21 protein-coding genes are annotated in these 18,567 nt (G+C 68.9%); 16 read left to right on the top strand and 5 right to left on the bottom strand.

The window, feature by feature from the left end; genetic code table 11:
- Positions 1-59 precede the first annotated feature (59 nt).
- Positions 60-1,373, top strand: a complete 1,314-nt coding sequence (locus ACXIZN_RS17185; RefSeq protein ID WP_457955628.1) for a cytochrome P450 — start codon at positions 60-62, stop codon at positions 1,371-1,373.
- Here ACXIZN_RS17185 and ACXIZN_RS17180 read toward each other — a convergent pair.
- The 4 genes from ACXIZN_RS17180 to ACXIZN_RS17165 form a co-directional block, all read right to left on the bottom strand.
- Positions 1,370-1,576, bottom strand: coding sequence for a helix-turn-helix domain-containing protein (locus tag ACXIZN_RS17180; RefSeq protein ID WP_457955627.1), 207 nt, complete (start codon positions 1,574-1,576; stop codon positions 1,370-1,372). The genes ACXIZN_RS17185 and ACXIZN_RS17180 overlap by 4 nt on opposite strands.
- Positions 1,576-2,055 (bottom strand): DUF2975 domain-containing protein, encoded by a 480-nt coding sequence (locus tag ACXIZN_RS17175; RefSeq protein WP_457955626.1) that lies wholly within the window; start codon positions 2,053-2,055, stop codon positions 1,576-1,578. Before ACXIZN_RS17175 ends, ACXIZN_RS17180 begins: the two co-directional genes overlap by 1 nt.
- A gap of 296 nt (positions 2,056-2,351) precedes the next feature.
- Positions 2,352-2,771, bottom strand: coding sequence for an N-acetyltransferase family protein (locus ACXIZN_RS17170; RefSeq protein ID WP_457960536.1), 420 nt, complete (start codon positions 2,769-2,771; stop codon positions 2,352-2,354).
- Positions 2,675-2,941, bottom strand: coding sequence for a hypothetical protein (locus tag ACXIZN_RS17165; protein WP_457960744.1), 267 nt, complete (start codon positions 2,939-2,941; stop codon positions 2,675-2,677). Before ACXIZN_RS17165 ends, ACXIZN_RS17170 begins: the two co-directional genes overlap by 97 nt.
- 161 nt (positions 2,942-3,102) lie before the next feature.
- Between ACXIZN_RS17165 and ACXIZN_RS17160 the strand changes: the two genes are divergently transcribed.
- Complete coding sequence (locus tag ACXIZN_RS17160) at positions 3,103-3,510, top strand: VOC family protein (protein WP_126730788.1); 408 nt, start codon at positions 3,103-3,105, stop codon at positions 3,508-3,510.
- A 144-nt stretch (positions 3,511-3,654) separates the two neighbouring features.
- Entirely contained in the window at positions 3,655-4,005 is a 351-nt protein-coding gene (locus tag ACXIZN_RS17155) for a hypothetical protein (protein ID WP_457955625.1), read from the top strand.
- On the opposite strand, the gene ACXIZN_RS17150 is transcribed toward ACXIZN_RS17155, so the two are convergent.
- Positions 4,002-4,550: a dihydrofolate reductase family protein gene (locus ACXIZN_RS17150; protein WP_457955624.1), complete on the bottom strand. Its 549-nt coding sequence runs from the start codon at positions 4,548-4,550 to the stop codon at positions 4,002-4,004. The two genes, ACXIZN_RS17155 and ACXIZN_RS17150, sit on opposite strands and share 4 nt — an antisense overlap.
- 92 nt (positions 4,551-4,642) lie before the next feature.
- Here ACXIZN_RS17150 and ACXIZN_RS17145 point away from each other — a divergent pair, with 92 nt between their 5' ends.
- The 13 genes from ACXIZN_RS17145 to ACXIZN_RS17085 all read left to right on the top strand — a co-directional run bounded on the left by ACXIZN_RS17145 (position 4,643) and on the right by ACXIZN_RS17085 (position 18,522).
- Entirely contained in the window at positions 4,643-5,128 is a 486-nt protein-coding gene (locus tag ACXIZN_RS17145) for a winged helix-turn-helix transcriptional regulator (protein WP_457955623.1), read from the top strand.
- A 103-nt stretch (positions 5,129-5,231) separates the two neighbouring features.
- Positions 5,232-6,488, top strand: coding sequence for an ATP-grasp domain-containing protein (locus tag ACXIZN_RS17140; RefSeq protein ID WP_457955622.1), 1,257 nt, complete (start codon positions 5,232-5,234; stop codon positions 6,486-6,488).
- Positions 6,489-6,548: 60 nt separating this feature from the next.
- Positions 6,549-7,862 carry a lysine N(6)-hydroxylase/L-ornithine N(5)-oxygenase family protein gene (locus ACXIZN_RS17135; protein ID WP_457955621.1) on the top strand — a complete coding sequence of 438 codons (1,314 nt, stop codon included), beginning with the start codon at positions 6,549-6,551 and terminating at the stop codon, positions 7,860-7,862.
- A 23-nt stretch (positions 7,863-7,885) separates the two neighbouring features.
- Positions 7,886-8,251 carry a cupin domain-containing protein gene (locus ACXIZN_RS17130; protein WP_037344297.1) on the top strand — a complete coding sequence of 122 codons (366 nt, stop codon included), beginning with the start codon at positions 7,886-7,888 and terminating at the stop codon, positions 8,249-8,251.
- 2 nt (positions 8,252-8,253) lie between these two features.
- On the top strand, positions 8,254-9,873 hold the full coding sequence (locus tag ACXIZN_RS17125; protein ID WP_457955620.1) for a class I tRNA ligase family protein: 1,620 nt from the start codon (positions 8,254-8,256) through the stop codon (positions 9,871-9,873).
- Positions 9,874-9,879: 6 nt separating this feature from the next.
- Complete coding sequence (locus ACXIZN_RS17120) at positions 9,880-11,136, top strand: MFS transporter (RefSeq protein ID WP_457955619.1); 1,257 nt, start codon at positions 9,880-9,882, stop codon at positions 11,134-11,136.
- A gap of 30 nt (positions 11,137-11,166) precedes the next feature.
- Positions 11,167-12,918: an ABC transporter substrate-binding protein gene (locus ACXIZN_RS17115; protein ID WP_192745040.1), complete on the top strand. Its 1,752-nt coding sequence runs from the start codon at positions 11,167-11,169 to the stop codon at positions 12,916-12,918.
- The gene (locus ACXIZN_RS17110; protein WP_457955618.1) at positions 12,915-14,195 is read left to right on the top strand and encodes an ATP-grasp domain-containing protein; all 1,281 of its coding nucleotides are present in this window, start codon (positions 12,915-12,917) and stop codon (positions 14,193-14,195) included. The genes ACXIZN_RS17115 and ACXIZN_RS17110 overlap by 4 nt, the downstream gene beginning before the upstream one ends.
- Positions 14,192-14,656, top strand: coding sequence for a cobalamin B12-binding domain-containing protein (locus ACXIZN_RS17105; protein ID WP_126730803.1), 465 nt, complete (start codon positions 14,192-14,194; stop codon positions 14,654-14,656). Before ACXIZN_RS17110 ends, ACXIZN_RS17105 begins: the two co-directional genes overlap by 4 nt.
- Positions 14,653-15,963 (top strand): methylaspartate mutase, encoded by a 1,311-nt coding sequence (locus ACXIZN_RS17100; protein ID WP_457955617.1) that lies wholly within the window; start codon positions 14,653-14,655, stop codon positions 15,961-15,963. The genes ACXIZN_RS17105 and ACXIZN_RS17100 overlap by 4 nt, the downstream gene beginning before the upstream one ends.
- Positions 15,960-16,955, top strand: coding sequence for an asparagine synthetase A (locus ACXIZN_RS17095; protein WP_457955616.1), 996 nt, complete (start codon positions 15,960-15,962; stop codon positions 16,953-16,955). The genes ACXIZN_RS17100 and ACXIZN_RS17095 overlap by 4 nt, the downstream gene beginning before the upstream one ends.
- Positions 16,952-18,196 carry a glutamate synthase-related protein gene (locus ACXIZN_RS17090; RefSeq protein WP_457955615.1) on the top strand — a complete coding sequence of 415 codons (1,245 nt, stop codon included), beginning with the start codon at positions 16,952-16,954 and terminating at the stop codon, positions 18,194-18,196. The genes ACXIZN_RS17095 and ACXIZN_RS17090 overlap by 4 nt, the downstream gene beginning before the upstream one ends.
- Positions 18,193-18,522, top strand: a complete 330-nt coding sequence (locus tag ACXIZN_RS17085; RefSeq protein WP_457955614.1) for a hypothetical protein — start codon at positions 18,193-18,195, stop codon at positions 18,520-18,522. The genes ACXIZN_RS17090 and ACXIZN_RS17085 overlap by 4 nt, the downstream gene beginning before the upstream one ends.
- Positions 18,523-18,567 lie beyond the last annotated feature (45 nt).

Below are 18,567 nucleotides of genomic sequence, written 5' to 3'. Positions count from 1 at the left end.
CCCCGCCCGGTCGTGGGACAAACGGGTTACGCGCGCGCCGCGCCGGGTAGCCGACGCGTATGGCGACTTCGACCGAACCGGCCACCGCTTCCGTCCAGGACACCGTGCGTGTCGCACTGCGGGTCGTCCTGCCCACCCTCGCCGGCGGGGTGATCAAACGGCGGCCGCTGGGAATGGCCGCGGCACAGAAATTCCAGTTCGACCGCACCGCCGTGCGGCTGCTGGGACGGCTCCGCTCCCAATACGGTCCCGGTCCGCTGCGCCTGCGGGTGCCCGGCCGCACGATCGACCTGGCGTTGTCCGGGGAAGACGTCGGCGAGGTACTCGCCGCCGCGCCGGTGCCGTTCAGCCCGTCTACCAAGGAGAAGCGGGCGGCGCTGGGGCATTTCCAGCCGCACGGCGTGCTGATCTCCGACGCGGTGGAGCGCGCGCCGCGCCGCCGGTTCAACGAGGACGTCCTCGAACCGGGGAAACCGCTGCACGATCTCGCCGCGCCCTTCGCCGCGGCGATCGCCGAGGAGGCGGCGTCACTCTGGGACGGCGGCACGCTGGACTGGGACACCTTCAATGTGGCCTGGTGGCGGATGGTCAGGCGGGTCACGCTCGGTGAGTCCGCGGCGGGCGACGACGGCCTCACCGACGCGCTCGCCCGGCTGCGGAAGGACGCGAACTGGGCGTACGCGCACCCCCGGCGCGACCGGCTCCACGATCAGTTCCGCACCCGGCTCATCGGCCACCTGGAACGGGCCGAGCCGGGGAGCCTCGCCGAAGCCATCGCGTCGGCAGGCCCGTCGGGGGAGCGGTCGATGGACGTCGTCGCCGACCAGGTCGCCCACTGGCTCTTCGCGTTCGACGCCGCCGGGATCGTCACCTTCCGCGCGCTCGCGCTGCTGGCCACCCACCCGGACGCGCGGGAGCGTGCCGACGAGGAGGTCGCGGCCGCCGATCCGAGCGCTCCCGGCCAATTCGCGTACCTGCGTGCCTGTGCCCTCGAATCGGTCCGGCTGTGGCCGACCACGCCCGCGCTGCTGCGCGAGAGCACGGCCGAGACCGCCTGGGGACCCGCGGGGACCACGGTGCTGATCTTCACGCCGTTCTTCCACCGCGACCCCGAATCCCTGCCCTACGCCGACCGGTTCGAACCCGGGATCTGGCTGGACGGCAGCGCGGCGGCCAACCCGGCGCTGGTCCCGTTCAGCGCCGGACCGGCCATCTGCCCCGGCCGTGATCTCGTGCTGTTCTGCGCGAGCACGATGCTGGCGCGGTTGATCAAGGACCGGCGCTTCGAGCTGGCCTCCGGTGCCGTCCTCGGGCCGGAGCGGCCGCTGCCCGCGACACTCGACAACTTCCACCTGAAGTTCTCGGTGGCCTAGTCTTTGACCCATTCGAGCAGGTCACCGGGCTGGCATTCGAGCACCCGGCACATCGCTTCGAGGGTGCTGAACCGGACGGCCTTGGCGCGGCCGTTCTTCAGCACCGCCACGTTCGCCGGGGTGAGCCCGACGAGTTCGGCGAATTCGCCGACACTCATCTTGCGTTTGGCCAGTTCGACGTCGATGCGGACGACGATCGGCATCAGATCACCTGTTCCATGTCCGACCGCAGGGTGGTGGCCTGCCGCAGCAACGTGCGCATCACGACCATGAGCAGGCCCAGCACGGCGACGCCGATCAATCCCAGGAACAGCAGCAGTGGCAGACCCGGGTCTCCGGCGTTGAAGCCGACGTAGAGGAACACGCCCGCCAGCACCACCCAGCCGGCGAGGATGGCCCACACGATGGCGTCGACCCATCTCAGGGACGCCTCGGTGAAGATCCGGTCCTTCTTGACCAGCGTCAGCAGTTGCCAGGTGGCGACGACCACGACCTGGACGCACAGCACCCAGAAGATGGAGACCGCCGTCGCGGGCCAGCGCAGATACGCCATCTCGGGGTCCTGCCGGGCCATATGCGCGAACTGCCCCGGCAGGGACATGGTCTGGAAGAGGACGAGGACCCCGAACAGCAGCACGAGGAACACTCGGAGAGGCGCGACCGCCCGTTGGCCTGTGATCATGCATCGATTTTCGCGAGTTATCTATCGAAAGTCAATCGTTAGCTATCGGGTTTCGGTGTGGTTGGGTGGACTGAAGGCGTCCTTCGCCGCGTTGACGTGGGGAAGGGGCCTTCGGGGATGCCGAAAGCCACTTTCGCGACNCCAGGGGCGTACCCGATGCCCGATTTGGGCGCTTCGTGCGAGGTCACCGCACCCTGCCGGTCCGTGAAGGCCTTCCGCCTGTCGAACACGTCGCGAAAGCCACTTTCGGGACACCAGGCGTCCCGAAAGTGGCTTTCGCGACATGGCCGAGGGGCTCACGAGCCAGAGCGCAGATCGAGCCGCATCAGCCAGCGAGGCTTCCGGTCCGAGCGTGCCTTGGTCTCTTCCACGAGTTCGAACCCCGCGGCGGCGAACAGCCCGATGGTCCCGACGTGCGCCGCGGAGGAGTTGATCCGTCCCTCCCCGGGATCGACCGGGTAGCCCTCGACGACGGGCGCGCCGTGCGACCTGGCGTAGGAGACCGCGCCGTCCAGCAGCGCGTGCGCCACACCCTGGCGGCGATGTCCGGCGCGGACGACGAAACAGATGACCGTCCACACCGGAACGTCGTCGATCGCCGGCATCGTGCGGGAACGCGTCAGGAGGTGCAGCTGCGCGCGTGGGCCGACGCCACACCAGCCGACTGGCGTGGTGCCGTCGTAGGCGAGGACGCCGGGCCCGGGTCCGCCGCGCAGAGGCCGCGGACGTGCTCGGCGCGTTCGTCGCCGCGCAGCCTGCTGTAGTCCGCGGGTTTCGCGCGGTAGGCGAGGCACCAGCAGGCGCGGTCGTTCCCGTTCGGATTGAGGATGGTCGCGACGTCGCCGAACCGGTCGGCCGTCGCGGGGTGGATCCGGAACGGAGGCATACGGGGACCCTAAAGCGGTATTCGGGAAATCGCTCACCGCATTCGGCAGACGGCGTTGAATTTTCGCCGCGTGAAGGAATTCACCCGGCCGTAGCCGAGCCGTTGTCGCACCGGGAGGCGTCTGCCAGGATGCTCGTGACCCGACCAGAAGGAGCGTTCCAGTGGCTTCCCGTCTCAATCCCTACCTCAGCTTCGCCGGCGACGCCCGGCAGGCCATGGAGTTCTACAAGTCGGTGTTCGGCGGAGAATTGACGCTGAATACGTTCGGCGAATCCGGTATGGCCGGAACGCCGGCGGAGGACCAGATCATGCACAGCCAGCTCGAATCCCCGAGCGGCTACACGATCATGGCCTCGGACACGCCGCCGGGAATGGAGCACAATCCGGGCACCAACGTGTCGATCAGCCTCAGTGGTGAAGACGGCGAGGAATTGCGCGGCTACTGGGAGAAACTCTCGGCCGATGGCACCGTTTCGGTTCCCTTCGAAAAGCAGATGTGGGGCGACGAATTCGGCGCCTGCATCGACCGGTTCGGCATCTCGTGGATGGTGAACGTCGTTCTGTCCTAGGGTCTTCCGGCCCTGCCCGGTCCGTGCCGAAGCTCCCGACTTCCAGGGACTTGCGGCTCCGATCGCGCGAAACTCGTTATGCCGCCGGTGAAACCGCCGTTCTCCTCCCGTGAGGGTTCGGCGGTTTCACCGGAAGGCGGGCAGATGAACAGGATGGTCACGGCACTGCTGATGACGGCGGGTGCCGTCGCGGTACTGGGCGCTTGCGGGACGACGACGGCCGGGACACCGGTCACGGTGGTGCGGGAGATCGTGCCGCCGTCGACGACCACCGCCGTCGTCGCGCCGCCCGCCACCTCGGTGGTCGTGGTCGAGCCGCCGGTGACTGTCACGCGGGCGCCCTCCCGCACGTCGTGCCAGCGCCTCTTGGCCGAGGGATTCTCGTACACGTACACGTACGCGTTCGAGGCCTGGGTGAACGCCGGTCGCCCGTTGAGCTGGGACGCCGATCGCGACGGGTATCCGTGCGAGCAGTCGTACGGGAACCGGAACTAGAGAGGCCGGAAGCGGACGTCGAGCACGCCCCGAGGGTCTTCCCTGCCGACTCCGCGCAGGTGGATCGGCGCGCCCCCGGGGTTGTCGTACAGCCGGACGCCGTCACCGAGCAGGACCGGCGCGATGTGCAGGTCGATCTCGTCGATCAACCCCAGCGCGAGCAGCTGGCGGCCGATGTCCGGCGAGAACACCTCGAGGTTCTTGCCGTTCGCCGCTTCCAGCCCGATCCGGACGGCTTCGTCCGCGCCGCAGTCCAGGAACGTGACCCCGTCAGTGGGCGTGGCGTCTTCGGGGTGGTGGGTCAGGACGAACAGCGGGCCTTTCCAGGCGCCGCCGTAGATTCCACTCGGGTCGGGGTAGGCGTCCCAGCCGTCGCGGCCGCCGAGGACGGCGCCGGTGGTCGTGGCGTATTCGCCGATCAGGTCCGGCCGGGAGGCGATCCCGGTCATCCAGTCCATGCCGTGGCCAGGGCCCGCGACGAAGCCGTCGAGGGACATCGTGAAATGCCACAGCACTTTCCCGTCGGCGGTCCGTGGTTCGAGCATCCCGGCCTCCTGGTGCTTGCGATATGCAATCGGTCGGCCCACGATAAAGTGGGCGATGGTAGATTGCAACCACTTCTGGTGGAGGTGAAGGGATGGCGGAACCCGCCCGTTCCGGCTGCCCGATCAACGCCGCGGTCGAGGCGTTCGGCGACAGCTGGAGCCTGCTCGTGCTGAGGGACATCATGTACGGCACCCGGCGCTATTTCCGGGAACTGCTCGCCGGATCCGAAGAGGGGATCGCGTCCAACATCCTCGCCGACCGGTTGAAGCGGCTGGTCAAGGCCGGTCTGCTGACCCGCGAGGACGCCGGGCCCGGAAAACGGGCCGCGTACAGCCTGACCGAGGCGTCGATCCAGCTGGTGCCGGTGTTCGCGCACCTCGGGGCCTGGGGCATCGAGCATCGTCCGACGACCGAGCGCCTGCGGGTCCGGGCCGAACTGCTCGCCGCGGGCGGGCCGGAACTGTGGTCGGAGTTCATGGCCGAACTCCGGGTCGTCCACGTCGGCGCGCCGGCACCGGAGAAGGACGGCCCCGGCGTGCTGCAGCGCCTCGCCGCCGCCTACGAAGCGGCCCTCTGACGCTACGCCCCGTTGATTGTTCTTCCCGAATCAAGGGTTCCGGTCAACCCGCCCCCGGGATGTAGTAGCCCGCGACGGAGCGACGGGCTGGTGGGGAGAGGGAATGAGCTCAGCGGAGGGTGTTGTCCTGGTGATCGGCTGCGGGATGCGGCCGTACCGGGAGTACCTGTTGGCGTCGGCCGGGCGCCGGCATCCCTTGTGGTTGTTCAACGGGACCGAACCGACCTGGCAGGAGCGCCACATCACCGGCGCGACGGTACTGGACACACAGGACCAGGACGCCGTGTTGGCCGCGGCCCGCGCGCTCCACGCCACGACGCCGGTGCTCGGCGTGGTGTCCTGGGACGAGGCGCTGATCGTGGCGGCGGCGCATGTCGCGGACGAACTCGGGGTGCCGGGTGCCGGGATCTCCGCGATCGAAGGCTGCCGTGACAAGTGGTTCAGCCGCCGGACGCTGACCGCGGCCGGCGTCGCGCAGCCCGATTTCGGGTTCGTGCACGACGACGATCAGGCCGTCCGCGTGGCCGAGCGGATCGGGTACCCGGTCGTGGTCAAGCCGCGCGGGGGCGGGGCCAGTATCGGCGTCAGCCTCGCGGAAGACGCCGAGGCGGTACGGAAGGCGTTCCGGACCGCGGAGGACGCGAGCTTCGGCGGCTCTCCCGCCTACAAGGGCGGGGCGCTGGTCGAGGAATACCTGAGCGGCCCCGAGATCAGCGTGGACGGTGCCGTCGTGGACGGCGAGTACACGCCGATGTTCGTGGCCCGCAAGACGGTCGGCATGCATCCGTACTTCGAGGAACTCGGCCACCTGGTCAGCTCCGCGGACGAACTGCTCGCCGACCCGGTCCTGCGCTCGACGCTGGCCCGCGCGCACAGCGCGATCGACTTCCGGTACGGCATCACCCATACCGAGCTCAAGCTCACCGGACGAGGGCCGGTGATCGTGGAGATCAACGGCAGGCTCGGCGGCGACCTGATCCCGTTGCTCGCCAAATTCGCGACCGGGGTCGACCCGGGCGCGGCCGCGGTCGACGTCGCGCTCGGCATGCGTCCGCACATCCCGCACGAGGCCGAGCCCCGGTGGGTCGGCGTGCGGTTCGGCTACCCGAAACAGGACTGTGTCGTCGAGTCCGTGTCCGTTCCGGATACCTTGCGGGACAACGGCATTCTCGCCGCGGACGTGCTCGTCGAGCCGGGCGGCCGCCTGCGGCTGCCGCCGGCGGAGTTCATCTCGCGGCACGCGTACGTGATCTGCGCGGGCGCCGATCCCGAAGACTGCGAAGCGGTGCTGGACAAGGCCATGGCCCAGGTCCGGCTGACCGCGCACCCCCTGTTGCCTTCGGTGGCCGCCGGCGCCTGACCGCGCACCGGCACCGCACCACACCTTCCCAGCACTCTCAAACGATGGCGGAGCAAACAAATGGCGAACCGTGATGTCGAGCTGCTCGCAGTAGGAGCAGGACCGTCCAACCTGGCGCTCGCAGTGGCACTGGAAGAGCTCGCGCCCGGCCTGGCCCGCGAATCGGTCCTGCTCGAACGGGACGAAGAGGTCTCCTGGCAGCGGGGCATGCTCCTGCCGGAGGCGTTGTCGCAGGTCTCGTTCCTCAAGGACCTGGTGACCCTGCGCAACCCGCGCAGCCGCTTCTCGTTCCTGAACTACCTGCACGCCACGAACCGGCTCAACGAGTTCGTGAACATGGGCAGTTTCGTCCCGTACCGGGTGGAGCTCGCCGACTATCTCAAGTGGACCGCCGACTCGCTGTCACTGGTGGATCTGCAGCGTGGCCGGGAATGCCGCGAGATCACTCCCGTGTGGACGGACGGCACACTGACCGGCTGGGACACGCACGTCGCAGACGGCGAGGTCATCCGCAGCCGGTACCTGGTGGTCGGCGCCGGACGCGACGCGCGGATCCCGGATCAGCTCCGGACGGTGAACCAGGAGCGCGTCATCCACAGCACGCAGTACCTGCCGAGGATCGCGAAGCTGCGCAAGGACCTTCCGTACCGCGTCGCGGTGATCGGCGCCGGGCAGAGCGCGGCGGAACTCTTCAGCTCGGTGCAGCACGATCTGCCCGAATGCAAGCCGACGATGGTGATGCGTTCGATCGGGCTGAACTACTACGAGAGCAGCAAGTTCAACAACGAGCTGTTCTTCCCGTCCCATGTGGACACCTTCTTCGGCTCCCGGCCGGAAGCGCGCGAGCAGATGCTCAAGGAGATGCACCACACGAACTACTCCGGGCTGGCGCCGGGCACGATGGACGCGCTCTACCGCTCGATCTACCTGGACCGTCTGTCCGGCCGTTCCCGGCTCAAGATGATCACGATGAACGACATCACCGACGCCCGCGACGAGGGCGACGAGATCGTGCTGGAGCTGACCGACCGGCGCACCGGCGAGACGCAGGAACTGCGCACCGACCTCGTGCTGCTCGGCACCGGTTTCTCGCCGGAGATGCCGAGGATGGTCCAGGAGATCGCGAAGTCGATCGGCCTGTCGGAGATCAAGGTGACCCGCGACTACCGGCTGGAGATCGACCAGCCCGCCACCGCGGCCGTCTACCTGCAGGGCGTCAACGAGGCCACGCACGGGATCGCGGACTCCCTGCTGAGCGTCCTGGCCCCGCGGGCCAACGACATCCTGCAGGACCTCCTCGCCCACCGCGGCGAGAACCCTTCGGTGCCACCGCAGCCGACTTCGGGAACCGCCCCGATCGCCGTCACCCGCTGACCCACGAGAAGGAAGAGGAAGTCATGGAGATCCGTCCGCTCGAGCGGGAAAAGATGGTCTTCGAGAACGGTGCCTACGGCCAGCGGCTGCTGCCGTGGGCGGCGCTGAACGCGCCGTTCGAAGGCGCCTGGGTCACGGTGCCGGCGCACGGCGCGACGGGTGCGCATTCCCATCACGAGTACGAGATCTTCATCGCCGTCAGCGGCGAGGCCGTGGTCGAGTCCGGGGGAGAGCGCCGCGCCTTCCGCCCCGGCGACATCGAATTCCACAAGCCCGGCACCGAGCACCGCATCCTCAACGACGGCGCGGAGGACTTCGAGATGTACGCGATCTGGTGGGACTCGGACATGACGGTGAAGTTCGCCGCCCGGCACGAGGCGGAGGCGTGAGCATGACCGAACAGCGACCGGTGGTGATCATCGGCGGCCCGCCGACGTCCAACGGGGATCTGCACATCGGGCATATCGCCGGCCCGTACCTCGGTGCCGACGTGCACCGCCGGTACCTGCGCGCGGCGGGCCGCGAGGCCGTGTTCGCCTCCTGCACCGACGACAGCCAGACCTACCTCGTCACCAGCGCGGCCAGGGTCGGGCTGACACCGCCCGAACTGGTGGAGCAGTCGACGGAGAACATCCAGCGCACGTTCAAGGCGATGGGTGTCGAGGTCGACGGCTTCTCGCCGACCGACGAAGGCTACAAGGCGCTCGTCTACGACTACGTCAAACGCCTGTACGACAAGGGAAAGCTCCGGCTGCGCAAGGTGCGGCTGCCCTACAGCGAGAGCAAGGGCGAGTTCCTGGTCGAGGGTTTCGTCGGCGGTGGCTGCCCGACGTGCCTCGCCGACAGCCGCGGCGGGTTCTGCGAGGGCTGCGGGCATCCGATCGACTTCGACGCGCTCATTGAGCCGTACTCGGTGCTCGACCCGGCAGACGAGGTGACCTACCGCGAAACCGAGATCATGGTCTTCCCGGTTTCGGAGTACCGCGAGCGGCTCCTCGCCTACTACGAGGAACGCGGTCCCGCGTGGCGGCCGCATGTGCTCGGGCTGATGCGGGAGCTGCTCGCCGGGCCATTGCCCGATTTCGCGATCACGTATCCGGTGAAGTGGGGCCTGCCGGCACCGTTCCTCCAGACACCTGGGCAACGCCTCAACGCCTGGGTCGAGGGTATGCCCGCCTCGATGTATTGCACCGAGTACGCGTTGCGGCGCAACGGGAAGCCGAAGGTCGCCGACGACGACGCCTGGCTCGCGGAGAACGACGCGCGGGTCGTGGTGTTCATGGGTTTCGACCCCCTGTTCACCTGGGGAGTCGTCCACGTCGCGGAGCTGATGGCCCTCGAAGGCCGCTACGTCCTCCCGGACACCTTGCTGGTCAACGAGTTCTACGAGCTGGAGAACGAGAAGTTCTCCACCAGCAAGGGACACGTGGTCTGGGCCCGTGACCTGGCGGCCGAGGTGCCCCGCGACATCGCGCGGTTCCACCTCAACCTCACCGCTCCGGAGTTCGCACGGACCAACTTCTCCCGTGCCGCGCTGGAGAAGGTCGCGGGGGAGCGGCTGGTCGCGCCCTGGAACGAACTCGCCGAAACCCTGGCGAAACTCACCGCCGAGGTCGGTGGCGAGAACGGCTCGCTCCCGGTGTCGACCGAAGCCACGGAACGCGCCGCGGCGATGGTCTCCCGGTTCGCCTTGAACTACGAGCTCGAAGACTTCAGCCTCAGCCGTGCCGCCGATCTGATCGTGCAGCATGTCGAACGCCTGCGCGCGGCGACGGAACGCACGCTGAAGGGCAACCTCGATCAGGAGATGCTCCGCGCGCGGCTCGGTGACCTCTTCCTCGAACTGCGGGCGTTGATCGGCTGTGCCTCGCCGATCCTGATCGACCTCGCCGGGCGTGCCGCCGATGCCGGTGGCTTCGAACCCCGGATCACCGCGGCCGCCTTCGACGTCACGCACACCACGGCTTTCCCCGTGCCATCACTGGAATTCCCCCCGACGAGCGAGGTCTGAGACCCCATGTCACTCGACAGCACCCTTTCCGCCGACGCGGCCCGGAGTTCCCGGCTCGCCGAACGCCTGCTGGTCCCGGCGGGCTTCATCACCACGGCGGGCAACGCGTTCCAGATCACCGCTGCCGCGATCCTGGTCTTCCACGCTGAGCAGACCACCCTGGCGGTCGGCTGGCTGTTCATCGCGGTGTCCATCCCGCAGGTCGCGCTCGCGGTCATGTTCGGGAAGCTGGTCGACAAGGTCGACCGCCGGATGCTGTGCGTGGCGGCCGACCTCGTGAGCGCGATGACCGCGTTCGCGCTGCCGGTGTGGCTGTGGATCGGCGGCCCGGCGAGCCTCGGCTCCTACATAGCGAACTTCATGCTCGCGTGCACCGCGGCGCTGTTCATGCCCGCCAGCAACGGCCTGATCAAGGAACGGATCCGCGACGAGCGGCTCGGGAAGTTCAACTCCCACTTCGAGATGGCGAGCAACTCCGGAATGCTGCTGGCGTCTTCGCTGGCAGGCTTCCTGGTGATCTGGTTCGGCGCCACTCCGCTGTTCGTGTTCAACTCGCTGAGCTTCGTCCTGTCGGCCGTGCTGGTCTACGCGATCGGCCGGAAGCCCGCCAAAGCCCCGGTGGTGGAGGAGATCACGGCCACCGAACCGTCGGCGCCGGTCGAGGTCCCGGTGCGGCAGCCGATCAAGCGGCTCGCGCTGCTGTACGCCAACGGCAACATCGGCCTGATGGTCGCCAACGTCATCCTGACGACGCTGATCCTGCAGACCTTCAACCAGGGCGCGTGGATGATCGGCGTGGTCGACGCGCTGGCAGGCGTCGGGTTCATCGTCGGCGCCGCCGCGTACGGCAAGGTCAGCAAACGGTTCAAGGGCATCCATCTGGCCGTGCTCGGCACCCTCGGGAACCTGATCTGCCTCGCCATCCAGCCCTTGCACTACATCGCCCTGATGGCGGCGATCCCGTTCGCCGGATTCTGCTTCGCGCAGGGCCGGATCGCGGCCCGCACGCTGCTGATGCGGGCCAGCCCGGAGGAACGCGTCGGCCGGATCTTCGGCGGCACCCAGGCACTGGGCCTCGGGCTCGGTGTCGGCGCGACGGTCGTGCTGTCCTCGCTGGCGGACGCGGCTTCCGTGCCCTACGCCTTCTGGGGACTGGCTCTCCTGCAGGGCGCGATCGTGATCGGTACCTACTTCAGTCTGGCGAAACCGTTGTCAGCGCAGGAAAAACGGCCGGCCGAGGTTCTCGAGGCGACCGCCGCCTGAGCGCGGCGACGAGCGGAGGAAACGAAAGTCATGACGGACAAGCCGATCAAGGGTGGCGTCGCCACCTGGGCCTGCCTTCCCGGGTTCCCGCCCGCGGTGATCTTCCCCTTCACCCCGGGCGAGCGCTTCGGCGTGCGGAGCCTCTACGAGTTCCAGATGCTGATGTACCGGCCGCTCTACTGGCTGGGCCGGGACGGCGCGCCGGAGATCGACTGGGACCTCAGCGTCGGCGAGGAGCCGGTGTGGGACGAGACCGGCCGCACCTGCACGGTCCGGATCAAACCGTGGAAGTGGTCCAACGGCGAGACGCTCTGCGCGGACAACGTCATCTTCTGGATGAACATGCTGAAGGTGAAGGGGCCGAGGTTCGGCGCCTACTCCGAGGGCTACTTCCCGGACAACCTGGTGTCGTTCGGGAAGGTCGCCGACGACACGGTGAGCTTCACCTTCGACAAGGCGTACTCGAAGAACTGGGTGCTGCTGAACCAGCTCACCATGATCACGCCGATGCCGAAGGCGTGGGACCGCACCGCGGACGGCCCGGCCGACGCGACACACGACATCGAGCAGGCCGAAGCCGTCTACGAGTTCTTGATGGCGGAGAACGGCGACGTCGTCGAAGAGGACAACTCGCACCGCACGCGCTGGGCCGACAGTCCTGTGTGGAGTGTGGTGAACGGGCCGTGGCGGCTCAAGAGCTACACCGAGGAAGGTGTCGTCACCTTCGTCCCGAACGAGCACTACAGCGGCCCCAATCCGGCGCATCTCGACGAGCTGCGCCAGGTCTCGACGACGTCGGACGAACAGCAGTACGAACTGCTGCAGTCCGGTGACGTCCAGGTCGGCTTCCTGCCGCCGGGAATGGGCGTCCAGCCCGACGGCGACCCGACCAAGGGCGGGCCGAACCCGCTGGGCGACGGTTTCCAGCTGGAACCGCAGATCCTGTTCAACATCAACTTCATGGCGGTCAACTTCAGCAACCCGACCGTCGCCGGGAACATGATCCGGCAGCCGTACATCCGGCAGGCCCTTCAGAGCTGCTTCGACCAGGAGTACGGGGCGCGCGAGGTCTACCAGGGGTACGGCTGGAGCCAGACCGGGTCGATCCCGGTGCTGCCCAAGAGCGACCTGGTGTCGCCGAAGATCGCCGAACGCGGCGGGTTCTGGCCGTTCGACCTGGAGAAGGCCCGGCAGCTGCTCTCAGACAACGGCTGGGACGTCAGCGCTTCGCCCGCGGTGTGCGTGCGTCCCGGCACCGGTCCCGGTGAAGCGGGCGAAGGCATCCCGGCGGGCACGGAGCTGAGCTTCTCCCTGCGCTACTGGGAAGGACGGCCGTCGCTGGCACGGCTCATGGCGCAGTTCCGGGACGACGCGGCCAAGGCCGGCATCGAGATCCGCCTCGAAGAGGTGATGGGGTCGGTCCTGGTGGCGGAGGACGGTCCCGGCGAGAAGCGGATGTGGCAGTTGTCCTGCTGGGGCGGCGGCTGGGTCTACAACTATCCGACCGGGGAGAACCTCTTCCAGAGCGGCGCGGCCTGCAACTTCAGCAACTGGCGTGACGCCAAGGCGGACGAGCTGATCGCGAAGACGGTCACCACCGACTCGCTCGAAGCGCTGTACGAGTACCAGGAGTACATCGCCGAGCAGGCGCCGGTGATCTTCATGCCGACGTTCCCGCGGCGGCTGTTCGAGGTCGCGGGCAACCTGCGCGGTTTCTCGCCGATCAACCCGTACGGCTTGATCAACCCGGAGAACTGGTATTACGTAGAGGAGCAGTCATGACGCGGCCGGTGGTACTGGTCGGGTTCGTGGCCGCCGCGCTGGGTTCGTCCATCAAGGACTTCCAGCCGGACGGCTCGGTGATCTTCGTCGAAGAACCCGACGTCATCCGCAAACGCGACGCGCGGAAGACGGTGGCCGGTTCGGCGCTGGTGCGCGAGCTCATCGAATGGGAGTTCCACCTGCCCGGCAAGGCGGACGAGTTCTATCACGTCCACCACGACCTCGACCCGGCCGCCGTCGTGCCGCTGACCGAGTACGCGACCCCGTTCGCGGCCCGGCTCGCGGAACGCTACGGCCTGCCGGGCGCGGGGTTCGGCGCGGCGCAGATCCTGCGGGACAAGGCGGTGCTGCGTCTGGTCAGCCGGGCGGCGGGGATCGCGAATCCGGCGTCGGCGCGCGTCGAAAGCCCGGCGCAGGTCCGCGAGTTCATGGCGCGGCATCCGGGGAGGACCGTGCTGAAACCCGCGAACCGGCAAGCGTCGGTGGGGACGCAGGTGCTCACCGACCCGGCCGAGGCCGAGCAGGCGTGGACGAACTGCGTCGTGCAGGACGAGGGGATCTTCGTCCCGGACCGCGCGATGGAACTGAAGATGCTGGCCGAGAGCTTCGTCGAGGGTGACGAGTTCAGCGTCGAGATGCTGCTGCGGGACGGCGAACCGCTGTTCGCCAACGTCACCGGCAAGCGGCTGTTCCCCGGACCGCGACCGATCGAGCTCGCGCATATCGTCCCCGCCGACATCCCGGACGAGCTGACCGCGACGCTGACCGAGGAGACCCGGCGGCTCACCTCGGCGGCCGGGTTCCGCACCGGGATCGTCCACTGCGAGTGGATCGTCTCGGATGGCGTCCCGTACCTGGTCGAATGCGCCGGCCGGTTCGCGGGCGACGGCATCATCGAGCTGATCCAGCGCGCCTATCCGGTGGAGCTGAACCGCGCCTACTTCTCGGTGATGAAGGACGAACCGGTCGTGGACCTGTTGCCGCGCGAGGCCGAAGGCGGCGCCGCGGTCCGGTTCCTCTCGATCGAGCCCGGCCTGATCGAGGACGTGCGCGGCGTGGAGAAGGCGTCGCAGGCCGAGGGCGTGTTCATGTGCGACGTCAGTGTCTCGGCGGGCGACCGGTTCGACGGGCTGCGCAGTTCGTGGGACCGCGTCGGCGACCTGATGGTGACCGCGGACAGCCCGGCGGAGGCGTCGCGCCTGGCCGAAGAGGCGGTCGCGCTGATCGAGATCGACGTGCGGCCGGACCGAGGAGAGAGGGAGAACGCCGCACCATGACCATCGAAGCCGTCCAGCCCACGCTCCCGGACGCCGGTCTCGACGTGCTCGTCACCGGGCTCTCGTCCGACGCGCACACCTGGAACCTGGTGTACCTGGAGCTGTTGCTGGAGGAACTGGGCTGCCGGGTCACCAACCTCGGCGCCTGCGTCCCGGACGCGACGATCGTGCGCGAGTGCGTCACCCGGCGGCCGGATCTGCTGGTGATCAGCAGCCTCAACGGGCACGGCCGCCAAGACGGCGTCCGGTTGATGGAATCCTTCCGCGCGCGGGCGGAGCTGGTCACGATGCCGGTCGTCATCGGCGGGAAGCTCGACGTGACGGGCGGCAGCAACGCCGCGCGGCTGCTGGAGGCCGGCTTCGACGCGGTGTTCGAGGACTCCGGCGGGCTGACGCCGTTCCGGACGTTCCTCCGCACCCTGTCCGTGCGCGCCCCCGGCGTCCCGCTGGGCGCCGGATGAGCGTGCTCACCCCACGGCGGGGACATTCGTTCGGCGAGGTGGTCGCGCGCCACCACGCCAGGGGAGAGCTGGTCGTGCAGCCCCGGATGGGGTTCGCCGATCCGGGCCGGATGACCCGCGGGCTGCTGGCGACCAGGGCGGCGAGGGCCGCGACGGTCGGCACGATCACGATCGACAGCTACACCAGGGTCGGCGACCACGAGGCGGCTCGCGCGGCGCTGGCGGCCGGTGCCGATCTCAACGGGTACCCGCTCGTCGACCACGATCCCGCGACGACGGCGGCGTTGCTCGACGGCGTGCTGACCGGGGACTTCCCGGTGCAGGTCCGGCACGGTTCGGCGGATCCCCGCCGGATCGTCCGGGCGCTGCTGGACTTCGGGCTGCACGCGACAGAGGGCGGCCCGGTGTCGTACTGCCTGCCGTACAGCCGGATGCCGCTGTCGGCGGCCGTCGACAACTGGCGGCGTTCGTGCGAAACGCTGGCCGAGGCCCGCGGTCCCGCCTTGGAACCGCACCTGGAGACCTTCGGCGGCTGCATGATGGGCCAGCTCTGCCCGCCGGCGCTGCTGGTCGCGCTGAGCGTGCTGGAGGGGATGTTCTTCTGGCGGCACGGGATCCGCTGCCTGTCCTTCAGCTACGCGCAGCAGACCCATGCCGGGCAGGACGAGGAGGCCGTGGCCGCCCTGCACGCGCTGATCAGGGAATACGTGCCGCACGCGCGGACGCATGTGGTGATCTACGGCTACATGGGCGTCCACCCGAGGACGCCGGGCGGCGCGCTGGAGCTGATCGCGGAGTCCGCGCGGCTGGCCGCCCGCACCGGGGCGAGCAGGCTGATCGTCAAGACCACCGCCGAGGCGCACCGGCTGCCGACCGTGGCGGAGAACGTGACCGCGCTGGAACACGCGGCCGAAGCCGCGCGGGGAGTGTCCCGGATCGGCAGGCTGGGTGATACCGGGATCCACGCGCAGGCGAAGGCGTTGGTGGACAACGTTCTTTCGCTCGACACCGATCTCGGCAGGGCGCTGGTCACCGCGTTCGCGCGGGGGCAGCTGGACGTCCCGTTCTGCCTGCACCCGGACAACGCGGGCCGCGCGCGCGGACGGCTGGACGCCGGTGGACGGCTGGAGTGGCAGCGGATCGGCGCGATGCCGCTGGGCGACCTCGTCGACCTGCCCGCGGAACGGCGGATGACCTCGGGCGATCTGCTGGACGCGCTCCGGTACGTCGAGCGGTCGTTCGACGAGAAGTACGGGCTGCCGGGAATCGAGACCGTGAACCGACTGACACAGGGGAGCAGGACATGACCGGACCATCGGAGGCGGCGCTGCCGCCGGGCACTCGCGAGCATCTGACGTCACCGGTGACGCAGGCGGCGTTGCGTATCCAGAACAGCATCACCGCGGGCACCCGCGAGTATCTCGGCATGAACGGGTTCGTGGAACTGCAACCGCCGTTGATCGGGCCGGTCACCGACCCGGGATGCCGCGGGGCCAAGCAGGTCGACGTCGACTACTACGGGCACAAGTACAAGATGATGACCAGCGTCATCCTGTACAAGCAGGCTTCGCTGCTCGCGTTCGACAAGATCTTCTACGTCGCGCCGAACGTGCGGCTGGAGCCGCTGGAGACCTCGACCACCGGACGGCATCTGGTCGAGTTCACCCAGATCGACGTCGAGGTCGCCCGTGCCAGTCGTGAGGAGGTCCTCGATATCGCGCAGGGACTCTTGCGGCACGTGGTCTCCCACACCCTGCGAGAGTCCAAAGTGGACCTTGCCACGCTGGGCCGGGACCAGGCGGCGTTCACGGCGTTGCTGGAAGAGGACTTCGAGCGGATGACGCATCGCGAGGCGGTGTCGCGGCTGCAAGGTCTTCGGCACGGGCAGAGCGCCGACGCGGAGATCGACTGGCAGGGCGAGCGGATCATCTCGGAGCAGACGAACCGGCCGTTCTTCATCGTCGACTACCCCAAGGGCTCGCGCGGGTTCACCGACGGCGAGTCCAGTACCGAACCGGGAGTACTGCGGAACTTCGACCTCATCGCCTCGGACGGGTTCGGGGAGCTGTGCAGTGGCGGCGAGCGCACGCACGAGTACCGGCGGCTGATCGAGCGGATGCGGGAGACGGGGGAGAACCCGGCGAAGTACGCCTGGTACCTCGACCTCGCGCGCGAAGGGCTGCCGCCGAGCGCGGGTTTCGGGATGGGGCTGGAGCGGGTGACGCGGTACATCGCCGGGCTGGACGCGATCTGGCAGGCCAACGCGTACCCGAAGCTGCCCGGGATCGCGGCGCCGTGATCACCGCGCGGCAGCTCCCGGAGGACGCGATCCGGGCCAGGGCGCGGGAAGGCAGCGCGGCGATCTTCCCCGACGTCGCGGGATACGGCCGGTCGCTGTTCGGCGCGGACGCCGGCACTCCGCCGGACGAACTCGACCGCGCGCGGATCGTGCCGCCGGTGTTCGTCCCGCGGCGCCTGGAGAAGATGTTCGACCTCGCGCGTGAACCGGTTTACGGCGACGTCGGGCTGTCGACCGTGCTCGGCGGGTTCACCGCGCCGTCGCCGGTGTTCCTGTGCGCGTTCGGGTCCACGCAGGTGGCGGGCAGCGGGCTCGGGATCGCCGCGAGCGAGCAGGCGGGCAGGCTCGGGATGCCGATGGTGATCGGCGAGAACGTCGTCCCCATGCACGGGTACGGCCGGATGGGCGAAAGCGCCGAAGACGGCCTGCTCGGCCGCATCCGCGCGTACGCCGATGCCGTGCCGGACGGGCTGGGTGGTGTCGTCGTGCAGCAGAGCACCGAAGACGCCGACGCGGAGGTGTGGAACCTCGTCTACAGCGACCCGTCCGCGACGAAACTGCTGGAGACCGGGCGGCTGGCGTTCGAGCTCAAGGTGGGGCAGGGCGCCAAACCGGGACTCGGCGGGATGACCGTGCTCTCGCGCACGGCCGCCGGCGAGATCGCCGAACAGTACACAGTGGACGAAGCCTTCGGCAGGGATCAGGCGATGGTGCTGCGGTCCAGCAGCCCCGGCACCTTCACCGGGGAGATCCTGCGCCAGCAGATCCACCTGATGCGCAACAACTACCCGCGGGCCCGCGCCTGGGTGAAACTGCACCCCGGCCGCGACGTCGGCGAGGCGGCGCGGGTCGCGTGGGCGGCGGGAGCGGACGCCGTCACCGTGGACGGTGCCGAGGGCGGCACCGGCTGGGCGCCGTCGGTGTTCCTCGACCAGGTGGGATTGCCGCTGGTGGAATGCCTGCGCCGGGTCGGCAAACACGACGCGTCGCTGCTGGTGTCGGGGCGGATCTGGGAAGGGGCCCGTGCGCTGAAGTGCCTGGCGATGGGCGCTTCAGCGGTCGGCCTCGGCCGGGCGGCGCTGCTCGCCGTCGACGAGGACGCGGACGAAGGGCTCGTGCGGCTGGTGCGCTGCCTCGAACTCGAACTGCGGCTGCTCGCCAGCGCGCTCGGGAAGTACGACCTCGCGGAGCTGACCTCGGACGACCTTTGGTTCCCGACTCGGACGGAGCTGGACGGATGATCAACTACGACGGGAAACGGTTCCGCAAGGTCAGCACGGATCCGAACGCGCCGGTGACCCTGTACCGGCAGAAGGACGATCTGGTGTGGGCCGAGCTGACCGGCGGCGGGGTGCGGCTCGGCTCGCTGACCGGGAAGTGCGGCGAGGACGGCACGATCGACATGGCCTACACGATGGTGCTGGCCAGCGGGCAGGTGATCGCGGGGCACAGCACGAACACGCCGGAGTTCCTGCCGGACGGGCGGATCCGGCTGAACGAGGTGTGGGAGCGGTACGGGAACCCCGGCTCCCGGGGAACCTCCGCCATCGAAGAGGTGACCGAGTAGGTCGTTCCGCGCGTGAAGGCCCCCTTCCCTCGGCTCAGCCGAGGG

This window comes from Amycolatopsis sp. TRM77291 (assembly GCF_054166285.1).
This window is presented reverse-complemented; position numbering and strand designations above follow the sequence as displayed.